This window comes from Methylobacterium sp. Leaf117 (assembly GCF_001422985.1).
GTDB lineage: Bacteria > Pseudomonadota > Alphaproteobacteria > Rhizobiales > Beijerinckiaceae > Methylobacterium.
The window spans coordinates 726634-747408 of sequence record NZ_LMNL01000012.1 but is presented as its reverse complement, the minus strand read 5'-3'; the positions used below and the strand labels follow the sequence as shown (position 1 = coordinate 747408).

The following is a 20775-nucleotide window of genomic DNA, read 5'->3' as shown; positions in this document are numbered from 1 at the left end:
GCAGCTTGTCGTGCGTGCGTTCGCCCCTGGTCTGATCGGCTCCGGCGTCTCGGGGTCCAGCCTTGCCACCTCTGGCCTCGCCGCGCCCATCGCCGGGTCCGACCTGTCCGCATCGGTCCTGACCGGCGGGTCCGGCAGCGCCACGCAGCGCATCCTCCACATCTTCCGCGCGCCCGTCGGCGGTCTCTTCCGCCACGTCCTCGACCTCGCCCGCCTCCAGGCCACGGCGGGCCATCAGGTCGGCATCCTCTGCGACGCCGCCACCGGCGGCGAGCGCGCCGCCCGGGCCCTGGCGGACCTCGCCCCCTGCCTCGCCCTGGGGTTGATGCGCCTGCCGATGCACCGCAACCCGCATGTCTCGGACCTGAGGATCCTGCGCGCCGTCGCCCGGCACGCCGAGGCCGTGGCCGCCACCGTGCTGCACGGCCACGGCGCCAAGGGCGGCGTCTATGCCCGCATGGCCCCGTTGCGCGACCGCGGGCCGATCCGCGCCTATACCCCCCATGGCGGGAGCTACAACTACAAGCCCGGCACCCTGCCCCACCGGGTCTATATGGGCGTCGAGCGCCTGATGGCCCTGCGCACCGACGTCTTCCTGTTCGAGAGCGAGTACGTCGCCGGGCGGCACCGCACCTATGCGGGCGACCCGGGCCGGATCACCCGCATCGTCCACAACGGCATCAGCGAGGCGGAATTCGCCCCGATCGTGCCGGCCGAGGAGCGCGCCGACCTCGTCTATATCGGCGAATTGCGCGACGCGAAGGGCGTGCCCTTCCTCCTCGACGCCCTCCTGCGCCTGCGCGCCGAGGGCCGCCCCCTGCGCCTGCTGATGGTCGGCTCCGGCCCCGATTCCGAGGTTCTGGCCGAGCGGGTCGCGGCGATGGGCCTGCGGGACGCGGTGGCATTCGAGCCGCCGCAGGCGATCCGCCCGGTGCTGGCCCGCGGCCGGATCATGGTAGTGCCCTCGCTCGCCGAATCCCTCCCCTACGTGGTGCTGGAGGCGGCCGCCGCCTGCCAGCCTCTCGTCGCCACCGATGTGGGCGGCATTCCGGAGATCTTCGGGGCCGCCGCCTCCGACCTGGTGCCGCCCCGCGACGGGCAGGCCCTCGCGGCCGCGATCGCCCGCGTCCTCGACGAGGAGCCCGCCGCCAGCCGCCAGCGCTTCGAGGCCCTGGCGGCTTCGGTCCGGACGCGGTTTTCGATGACCCGGATGGGCTCGGACGTGCTGTCGGGCTATGCTGCGGCCCAGCGCGCCCGGGCGGAGGCCGCCCGCCCCGCGGTCGCCTCGGCGGGACCGTGACGCGACGGCCTTGTCCCCTGCCCGCCCGATCGCCGCCCCCGCTGTCCCTTGCGCCCGAAACAAAGCCCGGAAGCCCGTATGAGCGCCTTCGATGTCCGTGACCTGCTGGACGCTGCCGGCCGGTTCGCGCCCCAGCCCGAGGGCGGCCTCTCCGTCGCCCTGCCGCCCGCCGAGGCGCGGGCGCCCGGCCCGATGCCGGCACCGGCGCCGGCCCTGCACTCGCCGGTGGTGCTCGCGGGCTGTGTCCGAATCGCGGAATTCGTCGGCGTCGCAGCCATCGGCCTCGTGATCCAGCGCCTGCAGCTCGCCGGGATCGTGGCGCTGTCGCCGCGCTACCTCGCCACCGCCCTCGGCATCGCCGGCCTCGCCGTGCTCCTGCTCCAGGTGACCGGGGCCTACGGCATGGCGGCCTTCCGGTCCCTGCCCGGATCGGCCCTGCGGCTCGCCGGCGCCTGGTCCCTGGCCTTCCTGGTGGTGGCCGCCATCATGGTCTTCGCCAAGATCGCGGATCATTATTCCCGGATCTGGCTGGCGAGCTTCTTCGTCACCGGGCTCGCCGCCCTCGCGGTCGGGCGCTTCACCCTGGCGCGCTTCATCACCGCCCAGATGCAGCGCGGCCATTTCGACCGGCGCACCGCCATCGTGGGCGGCGGCCCCGTCGCCGAGGAACTGATCCGCGCCCTCGACGGGCAGCCGGATTCCGGCGTCCGCATCGTCGGCGTGTTCGACGACCGGGGCGACACACGCTCCGACACGGTGGTGGCGGGCTACCCGAAGCTCGGCACCGTGACCGACCTCGTCGCCTATGCCCGAACCACGCGCCTCGACCTCATCATCTTCACCATTCCGATCGCCGCCGAGGACCGCATCCTGCAGATGCTGGCCAAGCTCTGGGTGCTGCCGATCGACATCCGCCTCTCGGCCCAGGCCTCGAAGCTGCGCCTGCGGCCGCGCGCCTATTCCTATCTCGGCGGCGTGCCGGTGCTCGACATCTTCGACAAGCCGATGGCCGACTGGGACATCGTGGCCAAGACCATCTTCGACCGCGTGGTCGGCTGCGCGATGCTTCTGGTCCTGGCGCCGGTGATGCTCGCCGTCGCCCTGGCGGTGCGCCTGACCTCGCCCGGCCCGGTGCTGTTCCGGCAGAAGCGCTACGGCTTCAACAACGAGCTGATCGAGGTGTTCAAGTTCCGCTCGATGTATGTCAGCCAGAGCGATGCCGGCGCGGCGCGGCTGGTCACCCGCGACGACCCGCGCGTCACCCCCGTGGGCCGGTTCATCCGCAAGACCTCGCTCGACGAGCTGCCGCAGCTCTTCAACGTCATCAAGGGCGAGCTCTCCCTGGTCGGTCCCCGGCCCCACGCCCTCCAGGCCAAGGCCGCCAACACCCTCTACGACCAGGTGGTGGACGGCTACTTCGCCCGCCACAAGGTCAAGCCCGGCATCACCGGCTGGGCCCAGGTCAATGGCTGGCGCGGCGAGACCGACACCAGCGACAAGATCCAGAAGCGCGTCGAGCACGACCTGCACTACATCGAGAACTGGTCGATCCTGTTCGACGTGAAGATCATGCTGGCGACCCCGCTTTCGCTGTTCCGGACCAAGAACGCCTACTGATCCGGCCCGCTTCCCGGCAGCGCGAGACCGGTCCGGCGGTTTGAGCGGCGCGCCGATGACGCTGCGACGGGCTGCTGCGGGGCTCACCTTTCTTGCCGCCGCCCTGCGTCAACGCTGCGGGCGTGGAATTTGTTGACCGGCGCCGGCGGCTTGGCCATGGAACGGGGCTTGAATCCATTCGAGGGTGCAAGCCGTTTTCGTGATATCTTCCCGCCCTGCCCGCCTGCGCGCGCCGGCTCCCCGAGCCCCTGGACCGTCACGGCCCCGAGCTTGGGGGGGCGTTGCTGAGAGAGGCCGTCCCGATGTCGGCTGAGGCCGGCGCCTTCCTGGTCGGGGGCGGCGCGTCCGGGGCGGCGATCCGCGGAGAGGACTGGTCGGCCTCCCCGCTCGGGCCGCTGGAGACCTGGCCCTGCGCCCTCCGGGTCGCCCTCGGCCTCGTCCTGAACTCGCCCGAGAGCATGTGCCTGGCCTGGGGGCCGGACCTGCTGTTCTTCTACAACGACACCTACCGGCCCCTCCTCGGTCCCCAGCGCTCCCAGCGGCAGGGCCAGCCGCTGGCGGAGCTGTGGGCGGATGTCTGGGACCAGGTGCTGCCCATCGTCGAGAAGGCGCTGGCCGGCGAGGCGAGCCGCTTCGAGGACCTGCCGCTGACCACCGCGTCCTACGGCGTCCCGGAAGAGACCTGGTGGTCGTTCTCCTACTCGCCGGTCTACGACGATGCCGGCGCCATCGCGGGCATGTTCTGCATCACCAACGAGACCACGCGACGGGTGCTGTCGGAGCGCGGCCTGCGCGAGATGAACGAGACCCTGGAGCATCGGGTCGAGGAGCGCACCGCCGAGCGCGACCGGGTCTGGCGCAACTCCCGCGACCTCCTGGCGGTGGTCGGCACCGACGGGATTTTCCGCGCGGTCAACCCGGCCTGGGACGAGATCCTGGGATTCGCCCCGGAGGAGATCGTCGGCCGCAGCTTCCGCGACTTCGTCTGGCACGAGGATGCCGACCTGACCCAGAGGGCCGTCGACCAGGCCGCCATGCAGGATGACCTCACCAGCTTCGAGAACCGCTACCGCCACCGCGACGGCAGCCCGCGCTGGATCTCCTGGCACAGCTCGGCGGAGGGCGCGCTGATCTACGCCTATGGCCGCCACATCACCCGGGAGAAGGAAGCCTCCGCCGCCCTCGCGGTGGCCCAGGAGCAGCTGCGCCAGTCGCAGAAGCTCGAGGCGGTGGGACAGCTCACCGGCGGCGTCGCCCACGACTTCAACAACCTCCTGACCATCATCCGCTCGTCGGTGGACTTCCTGCGCCGGCCGGACCTGCCGGAGGTGCGCAAGCGGCGCTACCTCGATGCGGTCTCCGACACGGTGGACCGGGCCGCCAAGCTGACGGGACAGCTCCTCGCCTTCGCCCGGCGCCAGACGCTGAAGCCGGAGGTGTTCGAGGTCGGTACGCGCCTGCGGGCCCTGGCCGAAATGCTCGACCCGGTGATGGGCGCGCGCATCCGGGTGGCAACGGAGCTGCCCGAGGCGCCCTGCTTCGTGCGCGCCGACCTGAGCCAGTTCGAGACCGCCCTGGTGAACATGGCGATCAACGCCCGCGACGCCATGGCAGGCGAGGGCCGTCTCACCCTGCGGCTCACCTGCGCGAACGGCATCCCGCCGATCCGCGGGCATGCGGGCGCGCGGGCGCCGTTCGCCGCGATCGCGCTCAGCGATACCGGCCCGGGCATCGCGCCGGGCCAGCTCGGGCGCATCTTCGAGCCGTTCTTCACCACCAAGGAGGTCGGCAAGGGCACCGGCCTCGGCCTCTCCCAGGTGTTCGGCTTCGCCAAGCAGTCGGGGGGCGACGTCGACGTGACGAGCCGGCCCGGCCTCGGCGCCACCTTCACGCTCTATCTGCCGGAGGTGGCGCCGGCCCCGGCCGAAGGCTCCGCCGCCCCGGCCGAGGCGCCCTCCCCGGTCGGGTCCGGCCAGCGCGTCCTCGTGGTCGAGGACAATGTCGAGGTGGGGCGCTTCGCCACGCAGATCCTGCAGGACCTCGGCTACGAGACGACCTGGGCGGCCAATGCCGAGGAGGCCCTGGAGCGGCTCGGCGACCGGGGCGCGGGCTATGACGTCGTGTTCTCCGACGTGGTGATGCCCGGCATGGGCGGCATCGCGCTGGCCCGCCACCTGCGCCGCCATCTGCCGCACCTGCCCGTGGTCCTGGCCTCCGGATACAGCCACGTCCTCGCCGAGGAAGGCGCCCAGGATTTCGAGTTGCTGCACAAGCCCTACTCGGCCGAGCAGATCGCCCGCATCCTGCACCGGGCCACAGCCCGGTCCGGGAGCGTGCCCGGCGGCTGAGGTCCTGGGTTCCAAACGACATCGGCTGCGCCCCCGAGAGGCGCAGCCGATGTCGTCGTTGGTCGATCGGGCGTCCGGCTCGGTTCAGCCTGCCCGGACGCCTCGGGTGTCGGGTGCCCTACGGCAGGGCGCCGGCCTTCTTCTTGGCCTCGGTCATGGTGTCCTCGCAGCCCTTCATGTCGCCGGCCTTGTCCTGGGCGCGGGCCTTCTTGATCAGGTCGCGGGCCTCGGCGACGCCGCCGGCGCTGGCGGTGGTGGACGGGTCGGTCGGCTTGCCCTTGGGCGCGTGGTCGAGGGCCTTGTCCGAGTGCGAGGAGGTCGGGCCGCCGGGCGGCTCCTTGCCCGTCACCTGCTCGGCGCCGGCACTGTCGAGGCGGCGCTCGATGGTGGCGATCTGCTCGGAGCAGGAGGAGGCGAGGACCGGACCGGCGGTGCCGAGGAGGATGAGGGCCGCCGGAAGGGCGAGGGTGATTCGCATGAATGGGCTCTCCAGAGGGGCGGCCGCCCCCGATGGGCGGCCGACTTCGTCAGGGTCGCCAAGGAAGCGCCGGCGGGCGACGAGAGTTCCTTTGTATCGAGGGTCCCTGCGGCCTCCGGGCCTGCGGCTTTGAAGCGCGCCGCCACCCCCGCGCGGTGCTCCGCCTTCCCGAGCGGGCCGTTGCGATCCGGACCGAAGGCCGATCCGTCGGCCGCAACGGCGGCGGGCGTCGTCGGCAGGATCACCCTGCCGTGGGGATCATCGCGCCTCATTGCGCCGCATCGCTCGGGTCTCCAACGACGAACGGCGCGGATCTCGGGGATCCGCGCCGTTGCTTGGTTCATGGCCGCTGGTACGGCCCTTGGTATGGCGGCTGCGCCGACCCGGGGTCGGCGCCGCGTCGGGCGGGTTTACCAAGTGACGCGGACGCCGCCATAGGCCGAGAGGGGCTGCACCAGGGTGGTGGTGCGGGGATCGTTGATCACGAAGTTGCCCGCGACCGAGCCCGTCTCGGCGAAGGTGCCGAAGTTGGCGTAGCGGTTGTTGAACAGGTTGGTGACCAGCGCGAAGACCTGCACGTTCTGGGTGACCTGAATGCTCGTGTTCAGGTTGGCGGTGAAGTAGGGCGGCAGCTTGCGGTTGATGTTCGACTCGTCGCCCCGGAAGTAGGACGAGGAGAAGGCCGAGAGGTTCATGCCGAAGGTCCAGATCGGCGTGATCAGGTAGTTGAACCCGGCCTTGAACTGGTGGTTCGGGATCAGCGGCACGTTGTTGCCGCGGCGCACGTTGATCAGGCCGTCATCGGCCAGCGGGTTGTTCGGCGAGGACAGCTCGCCGTCGAACTGGAAGGTCGCGTCGATGAGCGCGTAGTTGCCATAGAGGCTGAGGCGCTCGCCGACATACTCGCCCGAGACCTCGATGCCCTGGCGCTGGGTGGCCGGCACGTTGACGAAGTAGCCGCGCGCGGCGTTGCCCGGCACCGCGACCTGCAGGATGTCGTTGCGCAGGTCGGTGCGGAAGGCGCCGATCTTGTAGTTGAACAGGCCGTTTTCGTAGAAGTTCGGCACGGTGCCGCGGAAGCCCACCTCGTAGGTCTGGCCGGTGACCTGCTTGAGCGGCGGATCGGCCACCAGCGAGTTCGGCAGCAGGCAGGGACGGTCGGGATTGGCGCAGGCGAGTTCGAGCGGCGTCGGGGCGCGGTTCGACTCGGAATAGCCGCCGTAGAGGTTGAGCCAGGGGAAGAAGCGATAGGTCGCGCCCACCACCGGGTTCACCTTGGTGAAGTAGTGGGTGCCCGTCACGTCCGGCGAGAAGCCGGTCTGGTCCTGGGTCGAGATGCGGGCGAAGTTCAGGCGGGCGCCGGCGGTGAGCGACAGGGCGTCGGTGACGTCGAAGGTGTCGAGGGCGTAGAGGCCCATGTAGAGGTTCGAGCCAGTGACGTTGCTGGGCGCGATGCCCAGCGCCGCCGCCGTGCGGATCGCCTCGGTGCCGAGGCCCGGGATGGTGCCGTAATTCGGGTTCAGCGGATCGGTGGTGACGCTGAGATCCGGGTTGATCACGCCGAGCGTGCTCGAGGACTTGTAGGAATAGTTGGCCGCATCGATGCTGCCGCCGACCACGAAGGTGTTGTTGTGGCCGAAGACCTGGTCGCGGTTGGTGGCCTGCAGGGTTCCGCCGTAGCCCACCGCCTCGGTGCGGATGGTGTCGAGGGTGCCGTAGGGGACGCCCGTGGTGAACGGGATGCGCTGGCCCTGGCGGCCGACGATGGTGAACTGATCGCGGAAGGCCCGGTCGCTCAGGGCGCCGCGCTCGAAGCCGTCATCCTCGAAGCACAGGAAGCCGCGGTTGCTGGAGCGGGTGCTGCACTGCTCGAAATTGCCGTCGTTGCCGTCGATCACGAACTGGCTCAGGCGGCGCACGTAGGCGTTGCCCTGGAGGTCCCAGGTCGGCGAGACCGCGACCTTGCCGGTGACCTGGATCTGGCCCTGCTCGGTGGAGATGGTCTGCGGCGAGGTGAAGATCGCCCGCTCGTTGACGTGGGTGAAGTCGACGGGCGTGGCGGCGGCGGCACCGAAGAAGGTCTTGGCGCCCGAGGCGATGATGTGGAACTCGGAATCGAGGGTCTTGTGTCCGAGATCGGCGTAGACGCGGCCGATTTCCGAGGGCGACCGGAAGCGCCAGCCGCCGTCGCGCAGGCCCTCGCCGGCGAAGTAGAAGCTCCAGGGGCCGATGACCTCGCCGTATTGCAGGGAGCCGCTGATGCGCCCGTCGGAGCCGCCGCTGACGGTGATCTCCTTGCCCTGCCAGGTGTAGCCGTTCTTCATCTCGATGTTGACCGCGCCGCCGAGCGCGTTGAGGCCGAAGACCGGGTTGCCGGTGACGATGTCGATCCGGTTGATCGCCACCGAGGGGATCAGGTCCCAGTTCACCACGTCGCCGAAGGCTTCGTTGATGCGGACGCCGTTCTGATAGACGGCGAGGCCCTGCGGCGCGCCCTGCAGCGGCGAGGCGTCGAAGCCGCGATAGGTCAGGGTCTGGCGGAAGCCATTGCCCTGTCCGTCCGACAGGTTCACGCCCGGCGTCTTGCGGGCCAGGGTGAAGGTCGGGTCGAGGGTCGCCCGGTCCTGGGCGAAGTCGGCCGCCGTCACGGTCTCGACCGTGTTGGGGATCTTGTAGAGCGACTGGCCGCCGCCACCGCCGGTGGCGCTGACCGGCGTGGTCGCGACCACGTCGAGTTCCGACAGCGTGACCGCCTGCTGTCCACCCGCCGGCGCCGCGCCCTGAGCGTAAACCGCGCCCGGAATCAGTGCCACCGACAGCAACAAGCTGCCGCGCAAGGTCCGCTTCTTCATCCCCAAGCCCCTCGGTCGTCTTCGTGTCCCTGCCCCTTGTCCGGGGCTTCGGTCACACTTTTGAGAGGATCGGTGACGAAGAACAATCGCGCGGCGGGCCGTTTGCGTGGATTTACCGTGCCAAACCTTGCTTGCCCGTTCGGCGTGTCATCGCGGACACATTTTTCGGTCTGATTTCAAGGCCTTAGGGACGTTTCAGCAAGCCGATCGGGATAAAGTGGCAACCCGATCCGCGCTTCGCCGATCCCGCTCTGCGATCGTCTCAGAGGCGCGCCTGAATCCGGCGGGCGATCTCGCCCAGACGCTGCTCCAGCAGGGTCGGAACCTCGCAGACATAGGTCAGCGACTGGCTGCGCTCCTGGAAGATGCGTCGGTCCCAGGTGAACTTGGTCTCCAGCTCCGACGCATCCTTGGGGATGTCGCGGGCATCCTGGGCGCTCGGGCCGTCCTTGGTGGCGCTGATCTGGTCGGCCTCGTCGCGGATGCGCTCGGCCATGCGGCGCTGACCCTGGGCGTAGCGGCCGATGCCCGAGATCACCTTGTTGCGCTCGCCGTTGATGACCTCGAACACGCCGGCGAAGACGCGGGTCAGGCGCTTGTCCTTCTCGGCGCCGGCCTTGGCGACGAAGTCGTCGAGGAGCGGGTCGACCTCATTGAGGGCGGTGCGGCGGGAGGCGATCTTCTGGGCGAGCGCCGCAGCCTCGAAATCGTCGCCCCAGGGGCCGGCGGCCTCCAGGTCCGGCCCGGTCCAGACCGAGCCGGGGCTGAGGGTCGAGACCTTGCGCTGGACGCAGGGCCAATCGGGATCGGACTTGGGCTGCGCGACGGCGGAGCCGACCCCGAGGGTGAGGACGGCGAGGCCCGCGAGGGCTCGGAGGGATGTCATGCGCAGGGATGTCATGCGCAGGGAAGTGATGTGAAGGCTCATCAGGAATTGTCTCCGGCCGGGCCGCCGCGCCGGGCCATGATGCCACGGCCGGGATCGTAGGCGACGGCGGCGAGGGTGAAGAACACGAGGGTGGTGCCCACGACCACCGCGCAGGCGACCGGCTCGAACTGCCCGTAGAGGGCGAAGCGCACGAGCTGCACCGCGTGGGAGAAGGGATTGAGCTGGCAGATCCAGTACAGGGTCTCGGAGGATTCGCGGATGCGCCAGAGCGGGTAGAGCGCCGAGGAGGCGAAGAACATCGGGAAGATCACGAAGTTCATCACGCTGGCGAAGTTCTCGAGTTGCTTGACCATCGAGGACAGCAGCAGGCCGATGGCGCCGAGCATCAGCCCCGAGGCGATGAAGGCCGGCAGCGCCGCCACGTAGCCGAGGGCCGGGATGTCCAGTTCCCAGAACCACGCGATGGCCAGGAAGGCGTAGGCCTGCACCACCGAGACGGTGACGCCGGCGATCAGCTTGGCCAGCAGCAGCAGCCAGCGCGGATAGGGGCTGGTCAGCAGCACCTTCATCGAGCCGACCTCGCGGTCGTAGACCATCGAGAGCGAGGATTGCATGCCGTTGAAGAGCTGGATCATCACGGCGAGGCCCGGCACCACGTAGACCTCGTACAGCACATAGGTCTGGTAGGGCGGCTCGATGGAGACGCCGAGCGTGTTGCGGAAGCCCGCGGCGAAGATGAACAGCCAGACCAGCGGACGGACGAGGGCGGAGAAGAAGCGCTCCTTCTGATTGAAGAAGCGCAGCAGCTCGCGGCGCACGATGCCGCCGAGGCAGATCAGGTAGCCGATTGTGTCGAGGCGCCCGAGATGGGGCACGGGCGCCTCGGCCGCGGCCGACACGGGCGGGTGCGGGGGCGTGCTCTTGAGCGTGCTCTTGATCGTACTCATGCGGCCTGCCGGGCGGGTTCGGCGACGAGGCGGCGGAAGGCGGCCTCCAGGGTCTCGTCACCCCGGGCGATCGAGCCGGCGGTGCCGCGCGCCACGATGCGGCCCTTGTGCAGCACCACCGCGTCGTCGCCCGCGTCGATCTCTTCGAAGATGTGGGTGGCCCAGAGTACCGACAATCCCTCCTCGCGCACCAGGGCGCGCACGATGGCGACGATATCGGCGCGCGATTCGAGGTCGAGGCCGACGGTGGGCTCGTCGAGGAGCAGCAGCCGGGGCTCGTGCACCAGGGAGCGGGCGATCTCGATGCGGCGGGACTGGCCGCCCGACAGGGTGCGGACCTTGTCGTCGCGCCGGTCGCTGAGCCCGACCCGGGCGAGCAGCACCGCGATCCGGGCCTGGGCGGCCTTGCGGGTGATGCCGTGCAGGCTGGCGTGGTAGAGCAGGTTCTGCGCGACGGTGAGGTCGGTGTCGAGGGTGCGGGCCTGGAACACCACGCCGAGGCGGGCCAGCGCCCGGCTCGGCTCCCGGTCGAGGGCATGGCCGAGGATCGAGACCCGGCCGTCCTGGTTGGCGTAGAGCCGGGTGATCACCGAGAACAGGGTGGTCTTGCCCGCCCCGTTCGGCCCGAGCAGGGCGGTGAAATGTCCGCGCGCCACGCTGAGCGACACGTCGGACAGGGCCGCCCGGGTGCCGAAACGGTGGCTGACATGGGCGACGTCGAGGGCGGGACCGGCGCTCACGGCTTCAAGGCCCGCCGGGCGTCGCCGACCGCGTCCAGGCACTCGTCGAACTCGCCCTCCCCCAACTCGCGCTCGGCCACCCGCAGGGCCTTCTTCAGCCTGGGCTGGACGGCCTCCGGGGCGGGCTTGGCGAGTTCGGCCTTGATCATCGCGATGCCGTCGAGGCAGGCGGCCTTGTCGTCCGCCAGGGCGGGGGCGGCCGTGACCAGGGACGCCAGGGCGAGGGCGAGGCACGCGCGGGCGAGGGAGGCGAGGCGCATCGACGGGGGCTCCTACTTGACGACGAACTTGCCGGTCATGCCCTTAGATTCGAGGCCATGCACCGACCAGGGATACTCGCCCGGCTTGATCGCCACGAATTCGATCGCGATCTCGCCCGGATCGTCGAATTCCAGGTGGTCCGGCGGGCCGCTGCCGTGGATCTCCAGGTGCTGGATGACGATCTGGTTGAACCAGATGTTGCGGAAGAACTCGGTGGCGTAGAACTTGTACTCCTGCCGGCCTTTGGCGACGATGCGCAGGCGATAGGCCTTGCCGGATTCAATCTCGATCTCCTTGTTCTCCACGACGAAGTCGTTGCCCTCCTCGTTGCCGAGCACGAGGTCGGGCAGGTTCTGGCGCTTCTTCGTGAGATCGAGGGCTTGGGCTGACCCCGCGCCGAGGAGCGTCGCCAGGGCGAGCGCGGTGATCCGCATCGTCCGCTTCATTCGGTGTCCTCCCGTTTGCCGCCTCAGGGCGGTGCCGCCTTGGGGCGGACGTGTCTCGTTGGTCGCTCCGCGCCCTCCGCCCGCTTGTGGGGCAGTGTCGGAGGTGGGGGCTGCCAAGCTACCCGGCTGCGGGTCACCCGACGATCCCCGGTTCCGATCTCTCCCCCACAGGGGAGAGGGATGCGTCGATCTCCTACAGCTCTGTCGACGAACCGATTGCTCAGTTCGGCGAGACGGCGACGCCCCAGGGCAGCAGGCCGACGGGGATGCTCTTCACCACCTTCTCCGCCGCCACGTCCACGACCGAGATGTCGTTGGAGGAGCCGTTGGTGGAGAACAGCAGCTTCTGGTCCGGCGTGAAGGCGAGCTGCCAGACGCGCTGGCCCACGGGCAAATACTTCTCCACCGCGTAGCTCTTGGCGTCGATCACCGCGATGCGGTTGGCCGGGCCGAGCGCCACGAAGGCCTTGGTGCCGTCCCGGGTGATGCGGATGCCGACCGGTTGGATCGCCTCGTCGTTCACGCTCGGGATCTTGAAGGTGATCTTCTTGATCACCCGGCGGGCGGCGACGTCGATGACGCTGATGGTGCCGCCGACCTCGGCCGAGACCCAGAGATACTTCCCGTCCGCCGTGAACTCGGCAAAGCGCGGACGGGCATCCACCAGGATGTTGTCGATCACCTGGAAGGTCGTGGTGTCGATGAAGTGGGCCATGTTGGTGGTCTCGGAGGTGTTCACCAGGACCTTGCCGTCCGGCGACAGGCCCATGCCCTCCGGCTCGACGCCCACGGGGACCTCGGCCATGACCTTGTTCTTCTCGACGTCGATGACGGTGACCTGGCTGTCGTCCTCGTTGGCGACGTAGAGCAGGTTGCCCTGAGGCCCGAGGATGAACTGCTCCGGATCGGGACCGGAGCGGAGCGAGCGCACCACCTTGCCCGAGCTGGTGTCGAGCACGTCGATGCGGTCGTCGTCGCTGGCGCAGACGAACAATTCCTTGCCGTCCTTGCTGGTGGTGACGCCGCGCGGGCGCCGGCCGACCTTCCAGGTGCCGGTCACCGCCATCGTCTCGGTGTCGATGACGCTGACCGAGTTGCCCTTCTCGTTGGTGACGTAGACCGTGTAGGCCTGCGCCGGCGATACGCCTGCGAGCCCGAAGCCTGCCAACGATGTGCCGGCCAGCAATGCCAGGCCCAGTACCGTACCGGGCGCGCCTGCCCTGAAGCCGCGGCTCATGGGGTTCCTCCTCGGGGCCATCGCTGTGTCGTCCGCGATTGATGGGGCGTTATTATAGTGCAGCCCCGTCTCACGGGGAGCGCAGGACTGCAAGCGGGCACAGGACCGTGTTGCCGCAGGTGGGCGAGAGCCCGTCCGGGTCTCTCGCGAACGTGAGGGCTCAATCCGCGAACTTGCTCAATCCGCGAACTTGCAGGTGGTTTCCGGCAGGTCGATGCCGAGGGTGTCGAGGGGCGTGCGCTGGTGGGTGAAGCCCTGCTCGGGCGCCACCGAGACCAGGGCCTTCGGCTGCACCACGATGAGAGGCTGGCGCAGCTGGTGGTCCCAGGGGCGATAGGTCAGGGAGACGCCCTTGTAGGCCGGAAGGCTGAAGCCCGGCTCGGCGAAGTACGGGGCCAGCACCGCCGGATCGGCGGTCTTCTTCTGGGTCGCCGCCTCGCCGACCGAGCGCACCGCCTCCCAGGCCTGGTAATCGAGGGGGCGCATCAGCCGGCCGCTCTGGCGCCGGAACCGGTTCTGGGCCTGGGCCGCCCCCCAGGTCTCCAGCATCGGGTGCCAGGTGGTGGCGATCAGGCCCTGGGTGCCGGCCACCGGGCGCGGGTCGACGGTGCGGAACGGGACGTAATCGCCCCAGTCGCCGGCCTCGTCGGCCACGATGGCGAGGTCGTAATCGACGCCCCGCGTGAACACCATCGCCTCGGAGCGGGTCGGCGTATCGCCGCGCGCCTTGGCGAGCGGCCCGAAGGTCCAGGGTTTTTCGGCGTTGATCTTGAGGGAGAATTTCTTCGCGGACGTCTTGAAGGCGTCCGCATAGAGCCGGTCGTTCTCCTGCGGGCCGACGATGAGGAACATCTTGCGCCAGCGCATCAGGGTGAAGAACTGCGCCAGGGCATCGGTCTGCATCGCCCGGCTCGGGATGACGTGAAAGACGTTGCGCCGGCAATCGGCCCCGCGCAGGCGGTCGTCGGGCGCCGCGACGTTGAAGATCGTGACACCCTGCCCCTTCACCGCATCCGCGACGGCGAGCACCTCGTCCGCCGGCAGCGCCACAATGAGGTAGCGGATGCCGCGCCCGGCGAGGTCGCGGGCGGCCGCCGCCGCCTTCTGGCCGCCATCGCCGCCCGTGCCGGGCTCCAGGGCGACCTCGTCCAGCCGGTAGGTCTGCTTGGTGAAGCGGCCGGTGTTGTTGTTGTCCTTCACCGCCATCCGGGCGCCGGCGACGCCCTCGTCCTCCGGCACGGCCTCGGCGTCGTAGGAGGACGGCGCCGCCTCCGGCCGGTAGATCAGCCCGATCGCGGTCTCGCTGGGGGCGATCGCGGCCGTAGGTTCCCGGGCGACTGGTTCCTGAGCCCGTGCGGCCGAAAGGCCGGAAAGGCTGAGGCCGAGGGCAAGCGGGGCGAGAAGGATGCGAGCAGGATTGTGCATGTGGCGGGCAGGCTAACAACATTGCGGACCTGCGCTCAATCGCGGATTGATAAGGGGTTCCTAAGGAGTCTCGTCCCGTCCTTCAGGGAACTTCGGGACCGAGCTCGGCCCTCGCGCGGCAATTACCCGCCCGCCCGTTTCCGGGCCGATCTCGTAGAACTGATGACGGGCGTGGGATCGCCGAACGCGCCGGCGCGTTCTCCGATGCCCGTCGCGTCCGGCTTCACCCGGAGAGGTCTGCCCATGGCTCTGTTCTCCAACGACCGGTCGTCGGTCCGCTCCTGGCTGGGCTGGCCCCTCGCCGCCCTGGTGGCGGTCGCTGCCCTCGCGGCTCCGGCGCAGGCGGCGCCCGAGAAGGCCGCCATCTTCGGGGTGGAATTGTTCGATCCCGGCGTGGTCGGTGGCCGCAAGGCCCGGCCCGACGAGGTCCGGCGCCTCGGGCTCGTCACCGACGAATTGCGCAAGGCCCTCGGGGACAGCGTCGAGGCTGTCGACGTGGCGCCCCAGGCCGCCGAGATCGCCAAGCAGGCGCCGCTCTACAAATGCGACGGCTGCGCCGCCGCCATCGCCAAGAGCCTCGGGGCCGATCTCGCGGTCAGCGGCTACGTCGAGAAGGGCTCCAACCAGATCTTCAATCTCACCGTCACCGTCGCGGAGGCCGGCACCGGCAAGATCATCCGCGGCGGCCGCGTGGTGATCCGCGCCGACACCGACGACACCTGGGCGCATGCCATGCGCTGGGTGGTGAAGAATCGCATCCTGGCCGAGCCGCTGCCGAACCGGTCGTGACCGGGCGGCGTTTCGACATCAGGGAATCCCGCTCCTGAGATCTCCTTATCTTGAAGGGATCTACCTGCAAGGGATCTTCGAAGGGATCTCCTGTCTTCAAAGGGGTTTCCCTTCCTGCGGTCCATGCGCTAGGCCCCCGCACAGGCCGGAAGCGTCCGCTCGAGGCCCAACCTGCCCCGGCCGCGCCGTCACGGGCGCGGCGCTTCCCGACCCGGGCGTCGTCGTTGGTCTCTCCCGCGATCCCGCCCAAGATCCTGCCCAAGACCCCGCTCAAGACCCCAGGCAACCGAAACCCGCGCTGATGTCTTCGTCCCGCGTTTGTCCTCCCTCCGATCCCGCCGCGTCCGCGCCGCGCCTCCTCGTGAGCGTGCGCGATGGGGACGAGGCCGCCCTGGCGGCGCGCGCGGGGGCCGATCTCGTCGATGCCAAGGACCCCGACCGCGGGGCGCTCGGCGCCCTCTCGCCCGACCGCGTCCGCGCCATCGTGGCGCGGGTCGAGGGCGGTGCGCTGACCAGCGCGGTGGCGGGCGAGCCGGACCGGCCGGCGTTGCGTCCCTGCATCGACGCCATGGCGGCGACCGGTGTCGGCTTCGTCAAGGTGGCGGTGCGCTCCGGGTGGGCGGACGACGATCTCGCCGAGGCCGCCGCCGCGGCGCCGGGTCGCCTGATCGCGGTGCTGTTCGCCGAGGCGGGCGGCGCCCTCGACCTGGTGCCGCGCCTGGCCCGCGCCGGTTTCCTTGGGGCCATGATCGACACGGCCGGCAAGGACGGCCGCCGCCTCACCGACCACCTGCCCCTTCCGGCCCTGGCGGCCTTTACCGGGGCCTGCCGGTCGCACGGCCTGGTCTCGGGACTTGCCGGCTCCCTGGCGCTCACCGACATCGCCGCGCTGGCCCCCCTCGGGGCCGGCTATCTCGGGTTCCGCGGCGGCCTCTGCGCGGCCAGCGACCGCAGGCGCGGCCTCGATCCCGCCCGGGTGACCGAGGCCGTGCGCCTCCTGCGCGCCCTGTCGCGGCGGGACGCCGCCTGATGGGCTTCGGCGCCGCCCCGACCGTGGTGAAGATCGGCGGCAGCCTCGTGGCCGATGCCCGCCGCCTGCGGGCGCAGCTCGCACGCCTCGCCGACGGCGAGCTCGGCCCCTGCCTCCTCGTGCCCGGCGGCGGTCCGTTCGCCGATGCGGTGCGGACGACGCAGAGCGCCCTGGGCTTCTCCGATGCCCTCGCCCACCGCCTCGCCCTCGACGCCATGGGCCACATGGCCGAGATCGTTTCGCAGGTGGAGCCCCGTCTCGTCGTCGCCCGCGACCTCGCTTCCATCGCGGACGCCCTCGCGGCCGGGCGGGTGCCGGTCTGGGACCCCGTCGCCCTCAAGGCCGGGCATCCCGATATTCCGGAAACCTGGGAGGTCACCTCAGACAGCCTCGCCCTCTGGCTCGCCGGCACCGTGGGGGCGCCGGTCTGCCTGCTGGTGAAGTCGGTCGACCGCCCCTTGCGCACCCGCTGGACCGACCTCGCCCGGATGGGACTGGTCGATGCGGCCTTCCCGACCTTCGCCGAACGCTATGCCGGGCGCATCGAGATCCTCGGCCCCGGCACGGACCTGCGGAGGGCCGCCGCATGAGCAGCCCGACGGCATCCGATCCGATCTCGCCCGACCCGACTTCGTCCGAGCCCGTCTCGCCCGAGCACCTCGTCTTCATCACCGGCCGCATGGCCAAGGCGCGGCTGGAGAAGGTCGCCGCCACCCTGCCGCCGGAGCGTTACGCCTGGAGCATCGCCGATGCCGGCGTGAAGGTCGCCGCCCTGATGACGGAGGAGATCATCCGGCGCCGGGTGACGATCCCGGAGGGCGCGACCCGCATCGTCCTGCCGGGGCGCTGCCGGGCGAATCCCGAGGCGCTGGCCCAGCATTTCGGTCTGCCGGTGGAGCGCGGCCCCGACGAGATCGTCGACCTGCCGGCCTATCTCGGGCTGGCCGGGCGCACGGTCGATCTCTCCCGCCACGACCTGCGCATCTTCTCCGAGATCGTCGACGCCTCGAAGATGACGCCCGAGCAGATCCTGGCCAAGGGCCTCGACCTCGCCCGGCGCGGCGCCGACGTGATCGACCTCGGCGGCCTGCCCGACACCGATTTCCCGCATCTCGAGGAGTGCGTGCGCCTGCTGAAGGGCGCCGGACTGCGGGTGAGCGTCGATTCGTTCTCCCTCGACGAATTGACGCGCGGCGCCCGGGCCGGGGCCGACTACCTGCTCAGCCTCAACGAGAACACTCTCGACCTCGCCTTCGAGACCGACGCCGTGCCGGTTCTGGTGCCGGTGCGGCCCGACGACCTGCCCTCCCTCGACCGCGCCATCGACAGGATGGAGAAGGCCGGGCGGCCCTACATGGCCGACCCGATCCTGGAGCCGATCCATTTCGGCTTCGTCGAGTCGATCACCCGCTATCACGAGACCCGCAGGCGCTGGCCCGGCATCGAGATGATGATGGGCACCGGCAACCTCACCGAACTCACCGAGGCCGACAGCCTTGGCGTCACCGCCTTGCTGGTGGGCATGTGCTCGGAACTCGCCATCCGCAACGTGCTCATCGTCCAGGTCTCGAACCACACCCGCCGCACGGTGGAGGAGCACGACGCCGCCCGCCGGGTGATGTTCGCGGCCCATGCCGATTCGGCCCTGCCCAAGGGCTATGGACGGAGCCTGCTGGCGCTGCACGACAAGCGGCCCTATGTGCAGACCCCGGACGAGATCGCGGCCCAGGCGGCCGAGGTGAAGGACCCGAACTACCGCATCGCCGTGGCCGAGGACGGCATCCACGTGTTCAACCGCGACGTTCACACGATCGGCACCGACGCGATGGCGTTCTTCCCCCGCCTCGACGTGGCCAGCGACGGTGCCCACGCCTTCTATCTCGGCGGCGAGCTGACCAAGGCCGAGACCGCCTGGCGCCTCGGCAAGCGCTATGTCCAGGACGAGGCCCTGGTCTGGGGCGCGGCCGCCGATGCCGAGGTAGAGGACACCACCGCCTTCAAGAAGGCCGGGCACACCAAGCATTCCGGTCCCGCCGCCGCCGAGACGGTCGCCCGCGACGCGACTCCGGTCGAGGCCGGCGCGACTGCGCCGGAGACCACGGGACCGGGCGAGGAGCCGTCCGCCGACGCGGTGCCGGAGACGCCCCCGGAGGGCGGCGGCCGCATCGTCTGCGGCACGTTCGTGCCCGACCGGACCCCCGCCGCGACGGGAAAGGCCTGATCCCGTGCCGCTGATCCTCGAGACCGTGGTGACCACCACCGCCCGCGACGGCGCGCTGCATCTGGTGCCGTTCGGGCTGATCCAGGACGGGGCGGACTGGATCCTGGCCCCGTTCCGGCCCTCCCCCACCATCCTCAATCTCGCCGACAACCCGGTCTTCGCCGCTTCCAGCCCGAGCGACGTACGCGTGATCGCCGGGGCCGTGACCGGCCGGCGCGACTGGGTCACCCTGCCCTGCGACCGGATCGACGGCCGCCGCCTCGCCAAGAGCTTCGGCCACGCGGAATTCGAGGTGGTGGCCATCGAGGACGACCCGGTGCGGCCGCGTTACAGGGGACGGATGGTCCATTCGGCCGCGCACATGCCGTTCTTCGGCTATAACCGGGCACAGGCGGCGGTGCTGGAGGCGGCGATCCTCTCCACCCGCCTCCACATGCTGGAGCCCGACAAGATCCTGACCGAGATGCGCTACCACGCCATCGCGATCGCCAAGACCGCCGGGCCCGCCGAGCGCGAGGCCTGGGACTGGATCGAGGACAAGGTGGCCACGGCCCTGGGCCGCGACGACCGCATCCTCGAGCGTTCCCCCCCAGCACCCTAGAATGTGCGTTCCCGAGGAGACCAGGACCCGATGAAGCTATTCACTCTGGCGAGTGCGGCGGCCTTCGCCGTCGTGTCGTTCGGCGCCCAGGCGCACGGCCCGACCCGCAAGAAGGTCGAGGAGACCGTCGAGATCAACGCGGCCCCCGACAAGGTCTGGGCCGTGATCGGCAACTTCCAGGACATGAGCTGGCTGCCGCCGGTCGAGAAGACCGAGGGCAAGGGCGGCAACGAGATCAAGGCCACCCGGACCCTGACGCTCAAGGGCGGCGCCACCGTCGACGAAGAGCTGTACAAGTACTCCGCCGAGAAGATGAGCTACTCGTACCGGATCAACAAGGTCGATGTGAAGACCCTGCCGGTGAACGACTACTCGTCCACCCTGAAGGTCGAGGATGCCGGCGGCGGCAGGTCCAAGGTCGTCTGGGACGGCGCCTTCTACCGCGGCTACATGAACAACGATCCGCCGCCCGAGCTGAACGACGAGGCCTCCCAGAAGGCCGTGCGCGGCCTTTACCGCACGGGCCTCGACGCCCTGAAGGCCAAGCTCGAGAAGAGCGGTTCTTGATCGCTCCACGTTGGAGAACGGGGACGGGCCGGCGCCTTGCCGGCCCTCTCCTCTTGAGCCTCCTGTGGCTCGGTGCGCCCGCCCGAGCCGACGAGGCCCTCGTCACCGCGCAGGGCGCGAACGTGCTGGCGATCGTCGATCTCGAGGCCGGCACGGTGGCCGCGCAGGTGCCGATCGACGGCGCGCCCGCCGGCATCGCCCTCTCGCCGGACCGCCGGACCGCCTACGTCACCCGCCCCGAGGGGCCGGGGCTGGCGGTGGTCGATCTCGCCACCCGCACGGTGACCCGCACCCTCGCCCTGCCCGGCGGTCCTCTGGGGATCGCGGTCAACCCGAAATCCGGCGCCGTCTACGTGGCCGACTGGTATGGCAGCCGGATCTTCGTGGTCTCGCCCGACGGTGCCACGCTGGAGACCGAGATCCAGGTCGGCGCCTCCCCGTCCGGGATCGCCGTGACGCCCGACGGCGCCACGCTGCTGGTCGCCAACCGCGAGGGTGATTCGGTCTCGGTGGTCGACGTTGCCACGGCCCGGGAGACCCGCAAGATCCCGGTCGGGCGCCATCCCTTCGGCATCACCCTCGATGCGGCCGGCGCCCGCGCCTACACCGCCAATGTCACCTCCAACGATGTCTCGGTCATCGACGTGACCGGCGGACGCGAACTCGGCCGGGTGACCACCGGCGAGCGTCCCTACGTGGTGGCGCTGGCCGGCCCGCGCGGCTTCGTCACCGACCAGTATTCCGGCACCGTCACGGTGTTCAACCTGAAGACGCTCACCAACGTCGCCGCCATCGAGGTCGGCGACCACCCCGAGGGCATCGCCGCCTCCCGCGACGGCCGCACCCTCACGGTGGCGAACTGGGGCTCGAACACCCTCAGCGTGATCGACGCCACCACCCTGAAGGTGACGGGCGAGATCAAGGTCCCGGACGGCCCACGGGCGTTCGGGGATTTTTTGCGGTGAGTGTCGGAGGCTGGGTGCACCGCGCGTGAAGGGTTGGAGCGGCTGGGCACTGGACCCTGGCC

The 20775-nt window shown here is 70.2% G+C and carries 19 protein-coding genes; 10 read left to right on the top strand and 9 right to left on the bottom strand.

Going from position 1 to position 20775, the window contains the following annotated elements:
- Positions 1-88 precede the first annotated feature (88 nt).
- The 3 genes from ASF57_RS10385 to ASF57_RS10375 all read left to right on the top strand — a co-directional run bounded on the left by ASF57_RS10385 (position 89) and on the right by ASF57_RS10375 (position 5265).
- Entirely contained in the window at positions 89-1300 is a 1212-nt protein-coding gene (locus ASF57_RS10385) for a glycosyltransferase family 4 protein (protein WP_156376063.1), read from the top strand.
- 78 nt (positions 1301-1378) lie between these two features.
- The gene (locus tag ASF57_RS10380) at positions 1379-2917 is read left to right on the top strand and encodes an undecaprenyl-phosphate glucose phosphotransferase (protein ID WP_056183703.1); all 1539 of its coding nucleotides are present in this window, start codon (positions 1379-1381) and stop codon (positions 2915-2917) included.
- A 302-nt stretch (positions 2918-3219) separates the two neighbouring features.
- Entirely contained in the window at positions 3220-5265 is a 2046-nt protein-coding gene (locus tag ASF57_RS10375) for a PAS domain-containing sensor histidine kinase (RefSeq protein ID WP_056482637.1), read from the top strand.
- 118 nt (positions 5266-5383) lie between these two features.
- Here ASF57_RS10375 and ASF57_RS10370 read toward each other — a convergent pair whose 3' ends face one another.
- The 9 genes from ASF57_RS10370 to ASF57_RS10330 all read right to left on the bottom strand — a co-directional run bounded on the left by ASF57_RS10370 (position 5384) and on the right by ASF57_RS10330 (position 14540).
- Complete coding sequence (locus tag ASF57_RS10370; protein WP_056183708.1) at positions 5384-5743, bottom strand: hypothetical protein; 360 nt, start codon at positions 5741-5743, stop codon at positions 5384-5386.
- Between the two features lie 410 nt (positions 5744-6153).
- Positions 6154-8595 (bottom strand): TonB-dependent receptor, encoded by a 2442-nt coding sequence (locus tag ASF57_RS10365; RefSeq protein WP_056183710.1) that lies wholly within the window; start codon positions 8593-8595, stop codon positions 6154-6156.
- Between the two features lie 262 nt (positions 8596-8857).
- The gene (locus ASF57_RS10360) at positions 8858-9481 is read right to left on the bottom strand and encodes a hypothetical protein (protein WP_056482860.1); all 624 of its coding nucleotides are present in this window, start codon (positions 9479-9481) and stop codon (positions 8858-8860) included.
- A 41-nt stretch (positions 9482-9522) separates the two neighbouring features.
- Entirely contained in the window at positions 9523-10431 is a 909-nt protein-coding gene (locus tag ASF57_RS10355) for an ABC transporter permease (RefSeq protein WP_056183712.1), read from the bottom strand.
- On the bottom strand, positions 10428-11171 hold the full coding sequence (locus ASF57_RS10350; RefSeq protein WP_056183714.1) for an ABC transporter ATP-binding protein: 744 nt from the start codon (positions 11169-11171) through the stop codon (positions 10428-10430). The genes ASF57_RS10355 and ASF57_RS10350 overlap by 4 nt, the downstream gene beginning before the upstream one ends.
- Positions 11168-11431 carry a hypothetical protein gene (locus tag ASF57_RS10345; protein ID WP_056183716.1) on the bottom strand — a complete coding sequence of 88 codons (264 nt, stop codon included), beginning with the start codon at positions 11429-11431 and terminating at the stop codon, positions 11168-11170. Before ASF57_RS10345 ends, ASF57_RS10350 begins: the two co-directional genes overlap by 4 nt.
- A 12-nt stretch (positions 11432-11443) precedes the next feature.
- The gene (locus ASF57_RS10340) at positions 11444-11866 is read right to left on the bottom strand and encodes a hypothetical protein (RefSeq protein ID WP_200935850.1); all 423 of its coding nucleotides are present in this window, start codon (positions 11864-11866) and stop codon (positions 11444-11446) included.
- 232 nt (positions 11867-12098) lie between these two features.
- Entirely contained in the window at positions 12099-13115 is a 1017-nt protein-coding gene (locus tag ASF57_RS10335) for a YVTN family beta-propeller repeat protein (protein ID WP_056183720.1), read from the bottom strand.
- A 177-nt stretch (positions 13116-13292) separates the two neighbouring features.
- Complete coding sequence (locus ASF57_RS10330; protein ID WP_056482631.1) at positions 13293-14540, bottom strand: ABC transporter substrate-binding protein; 1248 nt, start codon at positions 14538-14540, stop codon at positions 13293-13295.
- 243 nt (positions 14541-14783) lie between these two features.
- On the opposite strand from ASF57_RS10330, the gene ASF57_RS10325 reads away from it, so the two are divergent.
- The 7 genes from ASF57_RS10325 (at position 14784) to ASF57_RS10295 (ending at position 20713) form a co-directional block, all read left to right on the top strand.
- Entirely contained in the window at positions 14784-15329 is a 546-nt protein-coding gene (locus ASF57_RS10325; protein ID WP_082503839.1) for a DUF3280 domain-containing protein, read from the top strand.
- 301 nt (positions 15330-15630) lie between these two features.
- Complete coding sequence (locus tag ASF57_RS10320) at positions 15631-16359, top strand: (5-formylfuran-3-yl)methyl phosphate synthase (protein ID WP_056183724.1); 729 nt, start codon at positions 15631-15633, stop codon at positions 16357-16359.
- Complete coding sequence (locus ASF57_RS10315) at positions 16359-16949, top strand: uridylate kinase (protein WP_056183727.1); 591 nt, start codon at positions 16359-16361, stop codon at positions 16947-16949. Before ASF57_RS10320 ends, ASF57_RS10315 begins: the two co-directional genes overlap by 1 nt.
- Positions 16946-18580: a DUF6513 domain-containing protein gene (locus ASF57_RS10310; protein ID WP_280138752.1), complete on the top strand. Its 1635-nt coding sequence runs from the start codon at positions 16946-16948 to the stop codon at positions 18578-18580. Before ASF57_RS10315 ends, ASF57_RS10310 begins: the two co-directional genes overlap by 4 nt.
- 4 nt (positions 18581-18584) lie before the next feature.
- Positions 18585-19181, top strand: a complete 597-nt coding sequence (locus ASF57_RS10305; protein ID WP_056482628.1) for a DUF447 domain-containing protein — start codon at positions 18585-18587, stop codon at positions 19179-19181.
- A 30-nt stretch (positions 19182-19211) separates the two neighbouring features.
- Positions 19212-19748 (top strand): SRPBCC family protein, encoded by a 537-nt coding sequence (locus ASF57_RS10300; protein WP_056482625.1) that lies wholly within the window; start codon positions 19212-19214, stop codon positions 19746-19748.
- Between the two features lie 53 nt (positions 19749-19801).
- Positions 19802-20713: a YncE family protein gene (locus ASF57_RS10295; protein ID WP_244476898.1), complete on the top strand. Its 912-nt coding sequence runs from the start codon at positions 19802-19804 to the stop codon at positions 20711-20713.
- Positions 20714-20775: the final 62 nt, after the last annotated feature.